A 15,536-nucleotide genomic window follows, 5' to 3' on the forward strand; every position below is an offset into this window, starting at 1 on the left:
AGCTTAAAGATACTATATTTTACAGCGCTTATTTTACGCGGTGCCAGTACTGTGTGCGTCCAAGTAAGGAGAATCCAATATACCCTCTCACTTTCAGCTTATTGGAGTCTTCCAATTCAATATAACACTTGTACAGTTTTCCATTTTGGGGATCTAAGATTTTCCCATCGTTGTATTCATCCCCGTCTTTTTCCAAGCCTTTGATGATGACCAGGCCTTCAATAGGTTTCCCCTTATCGGCTCCCTCACATTCAGTACAGGTGGCATTCTTTCGTGCCGGATTAAGAATTTCTATAACTTTTCCGTAAATCTTACCGTTTTCATTATAGATCTCTACAATGGATTTTGCTTCACCGGTCTCGTCATCAATTGTTTTCCACTTTCCGGTAACATCTTGCGCCGAAGCAAAAGTTACGGCGCCTACAAGCAAAATCAGGGATAGCATTAATTTTTTCATGGGTTTCGGTTTTCGTTATTAGTATTATTTTTTTTCAATTGCCGGATGGACGCATTCAATTCGAAGCCCAATAACAGCAGGTTTGCATTAATCCAAATATAAAACATCATTATCAAAAGTGCACCAATGGATCCATATAACTCATTATAGTTTGAGAAATTAGTTATGTAAACACCAAATAAATAGGTGGTTAGCATAAATAAAATAGTGGTTAAAGAAGCACCTATGGAGACAAATTTCATATCCTTTTGCTTCTTAGTTCCAAAATAATACAAGGATGCAATGATCGAATATATAAGAACGAATGAGATGACGAGTTGAAGTGCTGAAACCAAAAAGGCCTCATTATTTATAAATTCTTGACCCTTAATGGATTCGATGAAATATTCACCCAACAACACCATCACTACAGTAAGAAGCAACAACAATGCCAAAAACACCGAAACGGCTAAAGCGATAAAGTACTGTCGGAAGAAACTTCGATTGATCGTAACATATACCGAATATTCAAAAGCGCTAAAAATGGTGTTCACTCCATTGGCGGCGAGAAACATGGCCAGAATTATCGAGAATGACAATAGCCCTGACCTGGGATTGAGCGCAATATCTTCAATCACAGGATAGAAAAATTCTTGTGTTTGCGGTGGTAAAAAGATTTCAATAAACACCAAAAATCGCTCCTGAAAATTCTTTATCGGAACGTAGGGTATAAGGTTCAGAATGAATAGCAAGAATGGGAACAAAGCCATAAAGAAGCTGTACGCAATAGAACTGGCTCGAGAAGAAAACGTTCCTTTGATTATTCCCGAAACATACGTGGCCAAAAGGTCGTAAAGGGTCAATCCGTTAAGTCCGGGTAACACCACCCGCTGACTCCACAAGATACCTTGTCGTAAGACAGGGATCTTTAACAGATTTTCCTCTACTTCGGTCATGAAATGGCTTTAAGGCTCAAGTCCATGTTATGGACAGAGTGTGTGAGCGCACCGCTGGAAATGTAATCCACGCCACATTCAGCATAGGTTCTGGCGGTCTCCAGGGTGATGCCTCCGCTGGATTCGGTTAGGCACTGGTCTCCTATGAGCGCCACCGCTTTTCGGGTGTCTTCGTAATTGAAATTATCAATTAAAATTCGATACACGCCATTATTGGCTAGGATCTCTTCAATTTCATTTAGATTTCTCGCCTCTACAATGATCTTTAGGTCGAGTTGTTTTTCCGACAAGTAGCGCTGTGTCTTCTGAATGGCTTGTGTGATACCTCCACAAAAATCGATATGATTGTCTTTTAGCATGATCATATCATATAGTGCGAAGCGATGGTTTTCTCCACCACCAATGGTAACCGCCCACTTTTCTAATGCGCGGATGCCCGGTGTTGTCTTCCGAGTGTCTAAAATCTGAGTGTTAGTGCCTTTTAGCAATCGTACATATTCATTCGTTTTAGTGGCGATAGCACTCATACGCTGCATGGCGTTGAGCACGAGGCGTTCTGACTTTAGAATAGATTGAGAGTTGCCCTCCACGATAAATGCCACATCGCCATGAGTAACAGCGGTCCCGTCGTGAAGTTTTACCTCCATTTTGAGACCGGGATCTACAAATTCAAATACTTTCTTTGCAAAATCGATCCCAGCTAAAATACCCTCATCTTTTACCAACAACCGGGCCTTTCCGGTAGCATCTTCTGGTATGCAGGCCAACGAGCTGTGATCGCCATCACCTACGTCCTCACGGATGGCGTTCGCGATGATAAGATCAATCTCTTTATGGAATTGCTTTTCTGAAATCATAGCACAAATTCTTTCAGCTAAAATAACCTAAAAAGTTTGAAGTCCGAAACCAAAACCACCCGGAAACCCTTTAAACTTCGTATTTTTACACGCTAAAGAGTCCGCATGAATATTACGCTTCTTGCCATCGGAAAAACAGATGATCCCGCGCTTCAGGAGTTGATCGATCGCTACCGGCAGCGCCTGTCTCACTATGTCAACTTCGAGTTTCAGGTACTACCTGATATCAAACAAGCGAAAAATCGTTCCGAAGCACAGCAAAAGATACTAGAAGGGCAGGAACTATTAAAGCGAATCCAACCGTCCGACCAAATGATACTCCTAGATGAAAAAGGAACCGCTTACAGTTCGGTAAAATTTAGTGCGTTTCTGCAGAAAAAAATGAACAGCGGACTCAAAAACCTGGTATTTGTGATTGGCGGACCCTACGGTTTTAGTGAAGAAGTTTATGCACGTGCTCAGGGAAAAGTAGCGCTTTCTGCCATGACCTTCTCGCATCAAATGGTTCGTTTATTCTTTGTCGAGCAAGTGTACAGAGGCTATACTATTCTTCGGAATGAGCCCTATCATCATCGCTAACTACAGTTTCAAAAGTCGCTTGATCCATCGCAACTTTCGCTTTGAATAAGGCGGATATTTCAGTGGGAGCTCCAGCCAGTTGGCTCTTTTCAACATACTTTTCGTATGGCTGAAGGCCTTAAAACCAGCTTCTCCATGATAGGCTCCAATACCGCTCTTCCCTACGCCACCAAAGGGCAACTCAGGATTCGAAATATGCATGATGGTGTCATTGATGGCGCCACCACCAAAAGATAGGGTCTCTGTGATTTGATGCTGCTCGTTCGTATTCTCGGAAAACACATAACAACTCAAAGGCTTCGGAAGCTGGCTGGTTTTTTCAAGGGCATCTTTCAAATCATCATAAACCAATACCGGAAGTATCGGCCCAAAGATTTCTTCTTGCATACAACGACTCTCGAAGGTCACATCGGTTAAGATCGTGGGAGCGATAAAGCGTTCGTCACGATCGTACTGTCCCCCAAAATACACGGTCGCATCCTCCAAGTAGCGCAATAAACGATCAACGTGGTCGGTATTGATGATCTGCATGTAATTGCCGTTTTCAATCGCATAGTCCATAGAGCGGATTTGCGATGTCAGTAACTCCAGAAACGTTTCAGCAATAGCAGCCTCCACCCAAACATAATCGGGTGCAATGCAGGTTTGTCCCGCATTGATAAATTTTCCCCATACCAACCGTTGTACTGTGCGCTTGAGGTTGGCATGCTTGGTCACGAAGGTCGGACTCTTCCCTCCTAGCTCCAAGGTCACGGGAGTCAGCTGCTTCGCAGCAGCCTGATACACAATTTGTCCTACACGCGGACTTCCCGTAAAAAAGATTTTTTGAAATTTCTGTTCCAGAAGCGTAGTACTAACTTCCACACCACCGGTTACGACCGTAAAGAATTCCGGATCAAAATATTCCGCTACTAGGTTTTGAAGCAACATTGCAGTAGCTTCTGGCAGTTCACTGGGTTTCAGCACCACCGTATTGCCCGCTGCAATGGCAGGTATAACAGGTCCTAAGGATAGCAAATATGGATAGTTCCACGCCCCAATGACCAAACTAACGCCCAGGGGCTCAGGTTGTAAATAACTTTTTCCTGGAAAATTAGCGATGTTGGTAGCGACTCGTGTCTTTGCAGACCATCGCTTCGTATTTTTCAGCGCATCATCCAGGTCTTGTTGCAATAAGGCGAACTCGGAAGTAAAAGTTTCAAAACGAGATTTTTTAAAATCGGCATATATCGCTTCATACAGTTGGTCCTCATGCGCTCGCAACAGTTGCTGTAAGCGTTTCAGTTGTTGTTTTCGGAAAGAAATCGATCGGGTAGCACCTGTTTTAAAGAAGGCGTGCTGAGCGGTAATGAGGGTTGCTATCGAAGAATTTGCCACAGAGGATTACCCTTTGCGTTTATCCCGATTCAAGACTCGGTATTCATCGTAACATTCGCTGATAGCATCCAGAATTTGAAGATCGGTTGCTGTTCTTATAAAGTCGGCAGAGTAACTACAATTATTCAGAATTTCATCAACATCTACTCGTTCCAATTGTAATACAGCCATGAGCGTTTCGCGATCGTATTTAGTAGCCAACAAATTTCGGATTTCGTCATCCTCTTTCATCTTCCGAAGCTTTTGCATCTGTCTGGGACGCTTTCCGAAGATATTATACAGGAAGTCGGCTGGATTGAAAATAGCGCTTAACACTTTATTCACGGCACCCGGAGAGCGGTCACCTCCTTCGTACCCGATATTCACTCCGGAAATTCGATAGCGATAGTTATCGTAGATCGGAATGGTTTTCGCATCCACCTCTACGTAGCCCGTAAGTTGGACAGGCTTTACCACTACCTCTTCCAGCGCAATACCAAGCTCGGTCATTTTAATCTTGATGTCGCCGTATTTTAGCCAGTCGTTAGTCACACGAACGCGTATGGATTTGAATCCCAAATAGGAAAAATAGAGGGTATCATTTACCTTCGCGCGAATCGAAAATTCTCCGTCTTTATTGGTAGTAGCCCCAATGACTTCGTTTAGGTTAACGATGTTAACATTCTCCAGAGGCACATCATTTGCGTCATTGAGTACCTTTCCGTCGATGATATCACCTTCCTGACTCCAAACGGTAACGCTTGCTAGAAGTAAAAGGATAAGAAATGCGTACTGCCTCATAGGTTTGGGACGTAAATGTACATAAATAGACGGTTTTTCAGTCAAAAAGTTTCGTTAAGAAGAAAAATTAACGGCGTCTGCGGCGCTTACCTCCAGTGCCTTTGGTTTCAGGACGGTTTCCTTTTCGATGATTCCCTTTGGCAGAACGTTGCCCTCCCTTGCCTCTATGAGATTTTCCTCCGCCTTTTCCGCGATGTGACTTTTTCCCTTTGCCACCAAATTTCTTCCGCTTTTCGTTCGAAATTTCTAGCTCTACCTTACGGTTATTGAACTGTACTCCCTTGAACGCTTCTAACACCTTATCGGCATGCGGGGCATCCACATTAAAGAAGGAAAACGCATCCATGGTATCTACGTGAAATACCTCATCTTTTTCAAGTTGTACCAACTCCCGGATGAGATCTTTCAGGTCCATCCACTCCAGTCCATCTTTACGACCTACATTGATAAAGAAACGCACGCTATTTCCGGAATATTGCTTTCCAGCGCTCACTTCCTTCTGACTAGCGGTAACATTCAGGTCTTTAGCCGATTTATAGTAGTTGTGAAACCTGCTGAATTCTACTGTGAATACCTTTCGGATCAATTCCTCCTTCGAAAAGTCCTTGAGAACAGTTTCAATCTGAGGAATATAAGCATCGATGGCGTGGTTCACATCGGTATCTTTGATCGAATTGGCCAGGTGAAAAAGTTGAATTTCACAGATCTCCTCTCCATTTGGAATTTGCTTCTGTGAAAATGTTTTCTGAATAATCTTCTCGATCTGCTTGATCTTCCGCAATTCGCTCTTAGAAACAATGACCATGGATACCCCGGTCTTTCCGGCACGACCGGTTCGACCGCTTCGGTGGGTATACGTTTCAATCTCATCAGGTAATTGGTAATTGATTACGTGGGTTATGTCATCCACATCAATCCCGCGCGCTGCCACATCGGTTGCCACTAGCATTTGAATTTGACGCGTGCGAAAAGATTTCATCACTATGTCACGTTGATTCTGACTCAAGTCTCCGTGAATAGCCGCCGCGTTGTAGCCATCTTCAATCAGCTTTTCCGCTACTTTTTGGGTATCTCGCTTGGTTCGGCAGAATACTACCGAAAAGATATCCGGATTGGCATCGGCCAATCGTTTCAGTGCAGGATAGCGGTCTCGAGCGCTTACCATATAGTATTCGTGAGAGACATTTTCGGACCCCACGTTCTTGCTTCCCACCGTAATCTCTACCGGATCATGCATAAATTTCTGAGCAATGCGGGCCACCTCTTTGGGCATGGTAGCACTAAAGAGCCACGTACTTTTGTCTTTAGGAGAATGCGAAAGGATTTCTGTAATATCTTCATAGAAGCCCATATTCAACATCTCATCTGCTTCATCTAGCACGCAGTATTCGATTTTGGAAATGTCGATCAACCCGCGGCCAATCATGTCCTTCATGCGCCCAGGCGTCGCCACAATAATTTGCGCCCCCTTTTTGATCTTTTTAGCTTGTTCGGTGATACTCGCCCCACCGTAAATAGCCACTACATTGAGTCCGTCGAGATACTTTCCATACTGCTGCAGTTCAGAAGTGATCTGCAAACACAGCTCTCTCGTAGGCGATAAGATAAGTCCTTGGGTAGTGCGGCTGTCAACCTGTATTTTCTGAAGCATTGGAAACCCGAAAGCGGCTGTTTTACCAGTACCCGTTTGGGCCAGCGAAACCAGGTCGGTTTCTTGTTGTAAGAGAATAGGAATGGTTTTTTCCTGTACTTCGGAAGGGGTTTCAAAGCCCATATCCGAAATAGCCTGCAGCATATCGGCTGACAGGCCTAATGATTTAAATGTTGCCATATTTTGGTTTAAAATAAAGGTGCTTATGGGAAGCATCCGACGATTAAACCCTTGGCTTCATATAAACACAGACCTCACCCTGAGGTTTTTCAAGCGGCAAAGGTACTGCTAAGAAATTGACTTCGTAGCGGTTTTAGCAACAATTTATCAATTTATTCTTTGAGGTATTCAATCAATTGCCGGATGGCACGACCGCGATGACCAATTTCATTCTTAGTGGCCAGGTCCATTTCTGCAAAGGTTTCTGAATATCCATCGGGTTGAAAGATTGGGTCGTAGCCAAATCCACCCAGACCGCGGGAACGCTCAGTAATGGTACCAGTACAAATTCCTAAGAACATTACCTCCTTCCCGTTCATGCTTAGGGCAATGGCGGTCTTAAACCGTGCGTCTCGTTGGGTCTTACCCTCCAGGTTCCGCAGCAATTTTTCCATGTTCGCTCGGTCATTTTTGCCCTCTCCAGCATAGCGCGCGCTCAAAACCCCAGGTTCGTTGTTCAATACAGGAACTTCGAGTCCGGTATCATCGGCAAAACAGGCGTAATTATAATAGCTTGTAATATAATCGGCTTTGATCGCTGCATTTCCTTCAATCGTTTCGGCCGTTTCCGGAATATCTTCCTCACAGCCTATATCGTTAAGACTTAACAACTCTATATGATGCGGAAGTAAGGCCTTTACCTCCTTGAATTTATTTTCATTATGAGTCGCAAACACCAACTGCATCGTATTCTTTTCCATAAGATAATGATCTATTATTGCTGCGAATGAATCGCAATTCTGTTGCCTTCAGAATCTATAAAAACCCCCATAAACCCATATTCTTCAGAGATTTGGGTCTTGGGCTGATAAATAGTTCCACCGGCGCTTTCCACCCGAGCTAATTGATGTTGAACATTTTCACTGTAGAAATAGACCAAGGGGCCTTCTTTACTGGGAATGTAGCTTTCCTGTTTGATGAGGGTTCCGGTGGCTCCGGGAAGGTTTTGATCCCCAAACGGAAACCATCCCATTTCTAATCCTCCGAAGGATACCGGCTTGATAGTATATTCGAAAACAGCCTCATAAAAGGCGATGGCGCGCTCCATATTGGTAACCGGAATTTCAATCCACGCGAAAGGTTGGTGTTTCATAACGAACAATTAAGGGGTTTCAAGTTGAAGTTTAAGATCGCGTAAGCCCGCTTCAAAGTCGGTTCCCACCGATTTCTCCATATTGAAAAATAGCATCATAACGTTCATGGGCGGTTTGTGTGTGCCACTAAATCCCCAGGTAACTTCAGTTTTAGTATCGGATAACGCTCGTACCAAGAGGTAGGCATCACTTGTTGATTTGAATGGTTTTAAGAATCGCAACTCACTGTCTATGCGTTCGTTCTCAATAATACTTTTAATCTCCTGTTCTCCTTCTCCTACTTTTTTATTGCCCTTCCAGTGACTTACTGCTCCCACGGTTCCATCGGTTCCGCGTATTTCTTTTTGCATGTTTGGGTCTCTCTTGCTCCAGGGAGACCATTGATCCTGATTTTTCAAATACTTTAAATACTCAAATACTTCGGGAAGTGATCGATCTACGAGGATGCTTCTGCGAACATCGTACTTTTTTGGGGCCAGTACCGCAGCCATAATAAAAAGGACTAGAATTCCGAAAAAAATATACAAGATAAGCATGAGCGCCGCGCGTTGGTTAGATGTTGAAAGTTACGATATTTTTTCATTGTAATAACGCGCCAGAATCTTCTCGGAACTTTTAATACAGCGTAAGGTCCAAGCCATTTCTATTTGCCGTTTTTCTGCTTCGGAAAGTTGCCACCTAACCTCACTTTGTTTCAGTCGATGTACAATATCTTGAAGAATAATCGCCGCCGAAACGGAAATATTCAAACTTTCGGTAAAACCATACATAGGAATTTTTAAATACCCATCGGCTTGCGCTAACACCTTTTCGCTTACCCCGTTTTTCTCCGTTCCGAAGAAGAGGGCGCTTTTTTTTGAGATGTCAAAATCAGAAAGGATATCCCCCTCATGATGCGGCGTGGTAGCGATTAGTTGATAACCGTTTTGCTGTAATGTCGCCATGCAACTTTCGATATCATCGTACCGATGTAGATCGATCCACTTTTGCGCGCCCATAGCAATCTCGCGATCGACACGCTTTCCTAAACGTTCTTCAACCACATGCAGTTCTTGAATACCAAACACATCACAACTTCGCATAACAGCACTGGTATTATGCAGTTGATACACATCTTCCATGACCACGGTAACATGCTTGGTACGCTCGGCAAGCACCTTACTGAACAAGGCTTTGCGACGATCGGTGAGGTAGGATTGAAGATATTCAAATGCTTGTGAATCCAATGGGAAATGCTATTTTTATAACTGTAATAGCAACGAAGATACACATTAGCCATGAGAATTGTCGTGTTGACAGGTGCCGGCATGAGTGCGGAAAGCGGACTCAAAACGTTTCGTGATAGCAACGGACTCTGGGAAGGGCATGACGTGATGGAAGTCGCCTCCCCACAGGGATTTGCCAAAGACCCAGAATTGGTATTAGATTTCTATAATCAGCGAAGACGACAATTACTAACGGTAGCGCCCAACGAAGGGCATCTTGCGCTGGCAGCCCTTGAAAAGGACGCTGAGGTTGTTATTATCACGCAAAATGTAGACGACCTCCATGAGCGTGCGGGAAGCACCAAGGTGTTGCACCTTCATGGTGAATTACTGAAAGCCCGAAATATTCTGGATGAGCACTCGATTGTATCCTGGAAAAAAGACATCCATTTAGGAGATTGTTGTGAGGCCGGGCACCAATTAAGACCCCATGTTGTTTGGTTTGGCGAAGCCGTTCCTATGATGAACGAAGCGCTGGTAGAAATGCAACAAGCCGAGTTGGTGATAGTGATTGGCACTTCCATGCAGGTGTATCCCGCGGCTGGACTGATGCAATACACCCCAGAGGGTTGTCCGGTTTATTTTATTGATCCTAACCCGTCTATTCGCGCAACAGACACTGTTGAAGTGATCGCCCAAACCGCTACGCAAGGTATTCCGAAGGTAATTGAAACGATTCGAAATGAATACCTTTCCTGATGAGCGACTTGCTTGCACAACTGAGTTTTGAAAAGGCCTATCGGAAACACCGATGGCAGGCCGCACAATGGGTACTTGCACACCCCGAGTCTTTTAATGAGTTGTTGCAGATTGCTTTTGAAAACGACAAACAGCGCTCTCACAAAGCCAATTGGGTATTAGAGTTTGTGTTTCTCGAGCAACCTTCGCTACTGTATCCGCATCTCGATTTCTTCTTTTCTCGGTTGCCCAATGTTTCGGAAGATTCTTCGGCACGACCGCTTTCGCATATTTGTGAACGAGTAATGGTATCGTATTATAAAGAGAATGAAACTATCGTGCGGACTTCCCTTTCCGAAGCGCACAAAAAACAACTCATCGAATGTGCCTTCGATTGGTTGCTCACCGATCAAAAAGTGGCCTGTCAGGTACGGGCCATGACCTGCCTTTATTATTTGGGTACCGAATTCGATTGGATTCACCCAGAACTATCCGCCATTCTTAAAAGGAATATCTCTAAGGGAAGCGCCGGGTATCGGTCAAGAGGAAACAAAGTGCTGCAGCAAATCACCCGCTTTTCAACACAATCCTAAGGACTTGCTTGGGTACTTGAGCGCATAAATCCTATCTTTGCTTTTTAATAGCACTATTATGTCCATACAAGCGCTACAAGCCATCTCTCCTATTGATGGTCGCTATGCCTCCAAAACTAAAAGCTTGGTTCCTTTCTTTTCGGAAGAAGCCCTTATCAAATATCGCGTTCAGGTGGAAGTTGAGTATTTTATCGCACTCGTAGAACTTCCCTTGCCGCAACTCGCTGACTTCGATACCGCACACGTGGAAACCCTACGAAGCCTGTATACCGATTTTTCTTCGGAAGATGCTACGAAAATCAAAGCCACTGAAAAGGTAACCAACCACGATGTCAAAGCGGTTGAGTATTTTATAAAAGAAAAGTTTGATGGACTCGGTCTCGAAAAGTATAAGGAGTTTATCCATTTCGGACTTACCTCCCAGGATATTAACAATACGGCGGTTCCACTCTCGCTCAAAGAGGCCATGAACGAGGTGTACGTTCCGATGTTTTTGGAAGTCAAAGAAAAACTAAAGGCGCTGTCTGACGAATGGAAGGATGTTTCCATGCTGGCACGCACCCATGGGCAACCGGCCTCTCCTACGCGCTTAGGAAAAGAAATACAGGTGTTTGTCACCCGCTTGGAAGAACAATTTGACTTACTGAACGATATTAAAAGTGCCGCGAAATTTGGAGGCGCTACCGGCAACTTTAATGCCCATCACGTGGCCTACCCTGACGTAGATTGGAAATCCTTCGGAACCCAATTTGTGCAAGAACGATTAGGGCTGCATCACTCCTTCCCTACTACACAGATCGAACACTACGACCATATGGCGGCTTTGTTTGATTGCTTGAAACGTATCAATACCATTATTATCGACCTGGATCGCGATATCTGGACCTATGTCTCTATGGATTATTTTAAGCAAAAAATCAAGAAAGGAGAGGTAGGGTCTTCGGCCATGCCACACAAGGTAAATCCGATTGATTTTGAGAATAGTGAAGGTAATTTGGGCATCGCAAATGCACTGTTTGAACATCTTTCGGCCAAGTTGCCGATAAGTAGATTGCAACGCGACCTCACCGATAGTACGGTGCTTCGGAACATCGGTGTTCCTATGGGACATACCTTGATCGCCCTTCAGGCAACGCTTAAGGGGTTGAACAAATTATTGTTGAATGCTGCCAAGTTTGAAGCCGATCTTGAAAATAACTGGGCGGTGGTTGCGGAAGCCATTCAAACCATTTTGCGTCGAGAAGGCTATCCCAACCCGTATGAAACATTGAAAGGCTTAACGAGAACCAATGAAGCGATCACGCAACAATCCATGGCAGATTTCATCGAGACCCTGGATGTTTCCGAAGCTATCAAAAAAGAAATGAGCGCTATCACGCCAGCGAATTATACCGGAATATAAGCGCTTCTAGTGCTCCCAAAAGAAAAAGCCCTGTATTATATCAGGGCTTTTGTTATTTGAATAGGTGTGACTACTAAAATTCTTTGAAGATATCTCCTACTCCAGAAAGGCTCGACAAATCTAAGTCGCCTTGATCTACAGAGCGCATCAATTTAATCATTTGATCGGGGCGCATATCATCTCCTAAGACACGAAACACGGCAAAACCACGTTCGCTATCGCTGGCAAAGATGATCAACTCATCGATCGCATCTTCATCGCCCGTATATTTCAACGTAGCACCTTTGTTATTAGAGCCCATCTTCATCAAGGTTTTGTACTGTTCTTGATTGATAATGGTCGCCAATTGTTCTTTTTCCGATTCGTAATCTGCCGTATCGTTATTTTTAATGGGATACGCCACTACATTCACCTTCTTTATCGTATTCAGAATGTCTTGCTGCTCGGCCGTAAAATTGGCCGAATCGGATTGTAGTAAGCTTGTCGCAAGGTCTATTTTTAAGAACTTATCGTCTTCTTGTTTATCTACTAAGTATTGCTGTAAGGATCGTTCGTTGCTGCAGCTGAGCATGCCCAGCGCCACGAGGGTAATCCCTACAAGGTATCGTACAATAGCCATCTTATTTGTTTTTATCGAGATCTTCTAAGTTCTCGCCTCCGGGAACGTTGAGATCTTTAGTTAGTTTTGAAATTTGTTTCAGGTCGATATTTCCAGTGATGCTCATGATCACAGACATATTTTTTCCATCTACATTCCCTTGCAAATGCATCAATAGTTCACTCACAAAGTTCTCGTTCTTGCCTTCTTTAGAATAGAACTTAATGTCTTTCCCGTCTTCCTTTACGCGCATCAACTCTTCTAGTCCGCGTCCTCCAGAAAGGTAGGTGCTCACTGCCGAATTCATACGTCCGGCTACTTCCGAATTATCGGTAGTGAATATCTTGATATTTTCAAGATTATCGATCATTTTCAAGTACTCCTTTACTTCGGCATCATCCGATTCCAAATCCATTTTGCTCAACAGTTTGAACATGTTTTTGGTGACCACTACAGAGGTTACATCTTTTTCATTTTCAAAGGCATCGAAGGCACTTTGGGCAGTCCCTAGCAAAGGGGCCGCGATCAGGGCAATAATAATCAGTATTCGTTTCATGATTGTTTTGAATTAATTTATTTTAAAATTTTATTTTTCGCTTGTGTAAATTCACCGATCAACACTAAATCTTCGGCTCCTTTATTGAAGTTTTCACTCAGTAATAGCATCGCTTCTTTGCTTTTCTCAAAGGCTGCTAATGCTTCTTGTTCCTGCAGACTTAAACTAGGTTGTGACCATTGGTATCCCGCCACGCCTACCCCCACAATGATCGCCGCAGCAATCCCGTACCACCAGGAAGATCGACCCGACTGCTCGGATGGTAAGGAAACCGATTGATGGCTCACTTCAGTTTTGGCAAGATCCCATTCCTGGAATAAGGTCTTATAAGCCGCTAAATGAAGAGGAACTTCTTCATTCGCAAAATACTCCCCTAGTTGCTGTTCTTCTTGCAAGGTGGTTTCTGCATTAAAATAACGCTCCAACAAAACTTCTACCTTAGCTAACTCCATAGTTGTATTGTTTTATTAATTGTTCCCGAACGGCCTTTCGCGCTCTCGATAAGGAAACACGAACGGCGGTTTCATTACTATCTAAAATTTCAGCGATCTCTTTAAATTCAAATTGTTCGACATCGCGCAATTGTAACACCAGTTTTTGTTGCTCCGGAAGGGTTTCCATGATTCTAAAAACAATAGAAACACCATCATTAGCCTCTACTTGCCGCGCCACATCATCGCTGTGGTGAAAATTATTATGAACGATTTTCAAGTTTGCGGCTTGCTTCGATTTTAAGCGGTCCAGACAATAGTTTTTGGTCATGGTCATCGCAAAGGCTTCCGGAGAACGATAGTTCTTCATCTTACTTTTACCTTTCCACAATTTCAAAAACACCTCTTGTACCGCATCTTCTGCTTCTTCACTTGAAACCAAAAGTCGTTTGGCCACACGATACAGCCTGTCCTTCACAGGCATCACAATCGATAAAAACTCCTTTTGGTTCATTTTTTTTGGTTAGTGAAGACATTTTTAGGCGTCGTTCATGGTTATGACGAATGAGCCTATTTTTTGTTACATTTTTTTTTCAATCGCAATAATGTAAGTAATTTAGGGTTTTGTAAGACAACGTCCAGAAAGAACTGCTATGAAAAAAATACTATCCCTACTACTCCTGTCTTTTTCGCTGCTGAATATATCCTGCTTCGATGATTTAGACGATAATATCTCTCAAGCCAGCACACTAGAAATTCAGGATTTTATTTATCGCGGACTCAATTTTTTCTACCTCTATAAAGCGGATACGCCCGAACTTGCCAATGACGCCTTTGCTACTGACCAGGAAAAAGATAGTTTTTTAAATAGCTTTGCGAGTCCCGAAGCTCTTTTTGATTACCTCATCTCTCCTCAAGATCGCTTTAGTATTTTAGTAGATGATTACATTGAACTGGAAAATTCCTTAAGCGGCGTTACATTGAATAATGGGATGGAATTCGGTTTGGTCTTGTACCCAGACGACAGCGGCGATGTTTTTGGGTACGTGCGTTACGTGCTGCCCGGCACCGATGCCGCCATGAAGGGGGTTACGCGGGGAATGATCTTTAATACCGTAGATGGCATCCAATTAGATGACACCAACTTTACCGAATTATTAGATCCAGAATCATATACGATTGGCTTGGCTACTTTTGATGGCACTTCCATCACACCTACAGGAGAGACAATTGATTTGGTAAAAGAAGTGGTTACCGAAAATCCCATTTTTGTCAACAAAACTTTTGACATTTCCGGTCAGAAGATTGGCTATATTATGTACAATGGGTTTACTAACGAATTCGACTCACAGCTTAACGATGTTTTTGGACAGTTTCGTTCCGAAGGGGTTACCGACCTAGTTCTGGACCTACGCTATAACGGTGGGGGGTCTGTGCGCACAGCAACCTACTTGGCAAGCATGATCACCGGGCAGTTTACAGGGCAAACCTACTATACCGAAGAATGGAACGCCGATCGTCAGGATGCTTATGCCGAAAATGGAGCTTTTGTAGATTCCTTTGTAGACGGCGGAGAAGCCATCAACAGTCTTAATTTAACCCGACTCTATGTAATCACTACAGGACGAACAGCGTCTGCGAGTGAATTGGTGATCAATGGTCTAGATCCCTACATCAATGTGGTTCAGGTAGGAAGCGATACCCGCGGTAAGTTTCAGGCCTCGTTCCTGCTATATGACGCACCTGCGCCAAATTTCAGTCGAAGAGATGCCAATCCTTCACATCGCTACGCCATGCTTCCGCTGGTATTCAAAACGGCCAACGCCAGTGGTTTTACGGATTTTAATGACGGGTTAACCGCAGAGGTAGAACAATTTGAAGATTACAGTAATCTGGGTATCTTGGGAGAACCCGACGAACCACTCCTCCAAAGAGCGCTTTCTGAAATCACAGGCATTCCAATTCCGGGAGGACGTCGGTGGATTCCCGAGCTGGAAGTGATATCAGAATCCAAAGCATCACAACCCGCCTATCAGATCATGTACCTTTCAAACGACTAGTATT

Annotated in this window: 19 protein-coding genes; 5 read left to right on the top strand and 14 right to left on the bottom strand. The window is 43.7% G+C overall.

The window, feature by feature from the left end; genetic code table 11:
* Window positions 1–28: 28 nt before the first annotated feature.
* From PO830_RS01305 to nadC, 3 genes are read right to left on the bottom strand one after another with little or no spacing between them, the layout of a single operon-like run.
* Window positions 29–457: a DUF2147 domain-containing protein gene (locus PO830_RS01305; RefSeq protein WP_272851725.1), complete on the bottom strand. Its 429-nt coding sequence runs from the start codon at window positions 455–457 to the stop codon at window positions 29–31.
* A complete protein-coding gene (locus PO830_RS01310; protein ID WP_272851726.1) occupies window positions 454–1,392 on the bottom strand; it encodes a YihY/virulence factor BrkB family protein in 939 nt (312 codons plus the stop codon). The genes PO830_RS01305 and PO830_RS01310 overlap by 4 nt, the downstream gene beginning before the upstream one ends.
* On the bottom strand, window positions 1,389–2,249 hold the full coding sequence (gene nadC, locus PO830_RS01315) for a carboxylating nicotinate-nucleotide diphosphorylase (protein WP_272851727.1): 861 nt from the start codon (window positions 2,247–2,249) through the stop codon (window positions 1,389–1,391). Before nadC ends, PO830_RS01310 begins: the two co-directional genes overlap by 4 nt.
* Before the next feature lie 105 nt (window positions 2,250–2,354).
* Between nadC and rlmH the strand changes: the two genes are divergently transcribed.
* Window positions 2,355–2,828: a 23S rRNA (pseudouridine(1915)-N(3))-methyltransferase RlmH gene (rlmH, locus tag PO830_RS01320; RefSeq protein WP_272851728.1), complete on the top strand. Its 474-nt coding sequence runs from the start codon at window positions 2,355–2,357 to the stop codon at window positions 2,826–2,828.
* On the opposite strand, the gene PO830_RS01325 is transcribed toward rlmH, so the two are convergent.
* The 7 genes from PO830_RS01325 to PO830_RS01355 all read right to left on the bottom strand — a co-directional run bounded on the left by PO830_RS01325 (window position 2,829) and on the right by PO830_RS01355 (window position 9,175).
* A complete protein-coding gene (locus PO830_RS01325; protein WP_272851729.1) occupies window positions 2,829–4,205 on the bottom strand; it encodes an aldehyde dehydrogenase in 1,377 nt (458 codons plus the stop codon). It lies immediately after the preceding gene.
* A gap of 6 nt (window positions 4,206–4,211) precedes the next feature.
* The gene (locus tag PO830_RS01330; protein WP_272851730.1) at window positions 4,212–4,985 is read right to left on the bottom strand and encodes a carboxypeptidase-like regulatory domain-containing protein; all 774 of its coding nucleotides are present in this window, start codon (window positions 4,983–4,985) and stop codon (window positions 4,212–4,214) included.
* 67 nt (window positions 4,986–5,052) lie between these two features.
* Window positions 5,053–6,816 carry a DEAD/DEAH box helicase gene (locus PO830_RS01335; protein ID WP_272851731.1) on the bottom strand — a complete coding sequence of 588 codons (1,764 nt, stop codon included), beginning with the start codon at window positions 6,814–6,816 and terminating at the stop codon, window positions 5,053–5,055.
* 152 nt (window positions 6,817–6,968) lie between these two features.
* The gene (locus tag PO830_RS01340; RefSeq protein WP_272852012.1) at window positions 6,969–7,541 is read right to left on the bottom strand and encodes a non-canonical purine NTP diphosphatase; all 573 of its coding nucleotides are present in this window, start codon (window positions 7,539–7,541) and stop codon (window positions 6,969–6,971) included.
* 29 nt (window positions 7,542–7,570) lie between these two features.
* Window positions 7,571–7,948, bottom strand: a complete 378-nt coding sequence (locus PO830_RS01345) for a VOC family protein (protein ID WP_272851732.1) — start codon at window positions 7,946–7,948, stop codon at window positions 7,571–7,573.
* Between the two features lie 9 nt (window positions 7,949–7,957).
* On the bottom strand, window positions 7,958–8,440 hold the full coding sequence (locus tag PO830_RS01350; RefSeq protein ID WP_272851733.1) for an SRPBCC family protein: 483 nt from the start codon (window positions 8,438–8,440) through the stop codon (window positions 7,958–7,960).
* 75 nt (window positions 8,441–8,515) lie between these two features.
* Window positions 8,516–9,175 carry a TrmH family RNA methyltransferase gene (locus PO830_RS01355; protein WP_272851734.1) on the bottom strand — a complete coding sequence of 220 codons (660 nt, stop codon included), beginning with the start codon at window positions 9,173–9,175 and terminating at the stop codon, window positions 8,516–8,518.
* A gap of 51 nt (window positions 9,176–9,226) precedes the next feature.
* Between PO830_RS01355 and PO830_RS01360 the strand changes: the two genes are divergently transcribed.
* The 3 genes from PO830_RS01360 to purB are packed head-to-tail and all read left to right on the top strand — an operon-like array spanning window position 9,227 to window position 11,887.
* A complete protein-coding gene (locus PO830_RS01360; protein WP_272851735.1) occupies window positions 9,227–9,913 on the top strand; it encodes an SIR2 family NAD-dependent protein deacylase in 687 nt (228 codons plus the stop codon).
* Window positions 9,913–10,485 (top strand): hypothetical protein, encoded by a 573-nt coding sequence (locus tag PO830_RS01365; protein ID WP_272851736.1) that lies wholly within the window; start codon window positions 9,913–9,915, stop codon window positions 10,483–10,485. Before PO830_RS01360 ends, PO830_RS01365 begins: the two co-directional genes overlap by 1 nt.
* 58 nt (window positions 10,486–10,543) lie before the next feature.
* A complete protein-coding gene (gene purB, locus PO830_RS01370) occupies window positions 10,544–11,887 on the top strand; it encodes an adenylosuccinate lyase (protein WP_272851737.1) in 1,344 nt (447 codons plus the stop codon).
* A 73-nt stretch (window positions 11,888–11,960) separates the two neighbouring features.
* On the opposite strand, the gene PO830_RS01375 is transcribed toward purB, so the two are convergent.
* The 4 genes from PO830_RS01375 to PO830_RS01390 are packed head-to-tail and all read right to left on the bottom strand — an operon-like array spanning window position 11,961 to window position 13,986.
* Window positions 11,961–12,506 (bottom strand): DUF4252 domain-containing protein, encoded by a 546-nt coding sequence (locus tag PO830_RS01375; protein ID WP_272851738.1) that lies wholly within the window; start codon window positions 12,504–12,506, stop codon window positions 11,961–11,963.
* 1 nt (window position 12,507) lies between these two features.
* Window positions 12,508–13,041 carry a DUF4252 domain-containing protein gene (locus PO830_RS01380; RefSeq protein WP_272851739.1) on the bottom strand — a complete coding sequence of 178 codons (534 nt, stop codon included), beginning with the start codon at window positions 13,039–13,041 and terminating at the stop codon, window positions 12,508–12,510.
* A gap of 17 nt (window positions 13,042–13,058) precedes the next feature.
* Window positions 13,059–13,493 carry a hypothetical protein gene (locus tag PO830_RS01385; protein ID WP_272851740.1) on the bottom strand — a complete coding sequence of 145 codons (435 nt, stop codon included), beginning with the start codon at window positions 13,491–13,493 and terminating at the stop codon, window positions 13,059–13,061.
* A complete protein-coding gene (locus PO830_RS01390) occupies window positions 13,480–13,986 on the bottom strand; it encodes an RNA polymerase sigma factor (protein WP_272851741.1) in 507 nt (168 codons plus the stop codon). The genes PO830_RS01385 and PO830_RS01390 overlap by 14 nt, the downstream gene beginning before the upstream one ends.
* A 139-nt stretch (window positions 13,987–14,125) precedes the next feature.
* Between PO830_RS01390 and PO830_RS01395 the strand changes: the two genes are divergently transcribed.
* A complete protein-coding gene (locus tag PO830_RS01395) occupies window positions 14,126–15,532 on the top strand; it encodes a S41 family peptidase (protein WP_272851742.1) in 1,407 nt (468 codons plus the stop codon).
* Window positions 15,533–15,536: the final 4 nt, after the last annotated feature.

This window comes from Altibacter sp. HG106 (assembly GCF_028561755.1).
In the GTDB taxonomy this organism is placed as follows: Bacteria; Bacteroidota; Bacteroidia; order Flavobacteriales; family Flavobacteriaceae; genus DFVG01.

Coding starts and splice junctions, on each gene's coding strand:
- PO830_RS01310 (WP_272851726.1), bottom strand. CDS start 1,392: ATGACCGAAGTAGAGGAAAATCTGTTAAAGATCCCTGTCTTACGACAA.
- PO830_RS01395 (WP_272851742.1), top strand. CDS start 14,126: ATGAAAAAAATACTATCCCTACTACTCCTGTCTTTTTCGCTGCTGAAT.
- PO830_RS01340 (WP_272852012.1), bottom strand. CDS start 7,541: ATGCAGTTGGTGTTTGCGACTCATAATGAAAATAAATTCAAGGAGGTA.
- PO830_RS01345 (WP_272851732.1), bottom strand. CDS start 7,948: ATGAAACACCAACCTTTCGCGTGGATTGAAATTCCGGTTACCAATATG.
- PO830_RS01385 (WP_272851740.1), bottom strand. CDS start 13,493: ATGGAGTTAGCTAAGGTAGAAGTTTTGTTGGAGCGTTATTTTAATGCA.
- PO830_RS01305 (WP_272851725.1), bottom strand. CDS start 457: ATGAAAAAATTAATGCTATCCCTGATTTTGCTTGTAGGCGCCGTAACT.
- PO830_RS01390 (WP_272851741.1), bottom strand. CDS start 13,986: ATGAACCAAAAGGAGTTTTTATCGATTGTGATGCCTGTGAAGGACAGG.
- PO830_RS01380 (WP_272851739.1), bottom strand. CDS start 13,041: ATGAAACGAATACTGATTATTATTGCCCTGATCGCGGCCCCTTTGCTA.
- PO830_RS01335 (WP_272851731.1), bottom strand. CDS start 6,816: ATGGCAACATTTAAATCATTAGGCCTGTCAGCCGATATGCTGCAGGCT.
- PO830_RS01350 (WP_272851733.1), bottom strand. CDS start 8,440: ATGGCTGCGGTACTGGCCCCAAAAAAGTACGATGTTCGCAGAAGCATC.
- purB (WP_272851737.1), top strand. CDS start 10,544: ATGTCCATACAAGCGCTACAAGCCATCTCTCCTATTGATGGTCGCTAT.
- PO830_RS01360 (WP_272851735.1), top strand. CDS start 9,227: ATGAGAATTGTCGTGTTGACAGGTGCCGGCATGAGTGCGGAAAGCGGA.
- PO830_RS01365 (WP_272851736.1), top strand. CDS start 9,913: ATGAGCGACTTGCTTGCACAACTGAGTTTTGAAAAGGCCTATCGGAAA.
- rlmH (WP_272851728.1), top strand. CDS start 2,355: ATGAATATTACGCTTCTTGCCATCGGAAAAACAGATGATCCCGCGCTT.
- PO830_RS01330 (WP_272851730.1), bottom strand. CDS start 4,985: ATGAGGCAGTACGCATTTCTTATCCTTTTACTTCTAGCAAGCGTTACC.
- PO830_RS01375 (WP_272851738.1), bottom strand. CDS start 12,506: ATGGCTATTGTACGATACCTTGTAGGGATTACCCTCGTGGCGCTGGGC.
- nadC (WP_272851727.1), bottom strand. CDS start 2,249: ATGATTTCAGAAAAGCAATTCCATAAAGAGATTGATCTTATCATCGCG.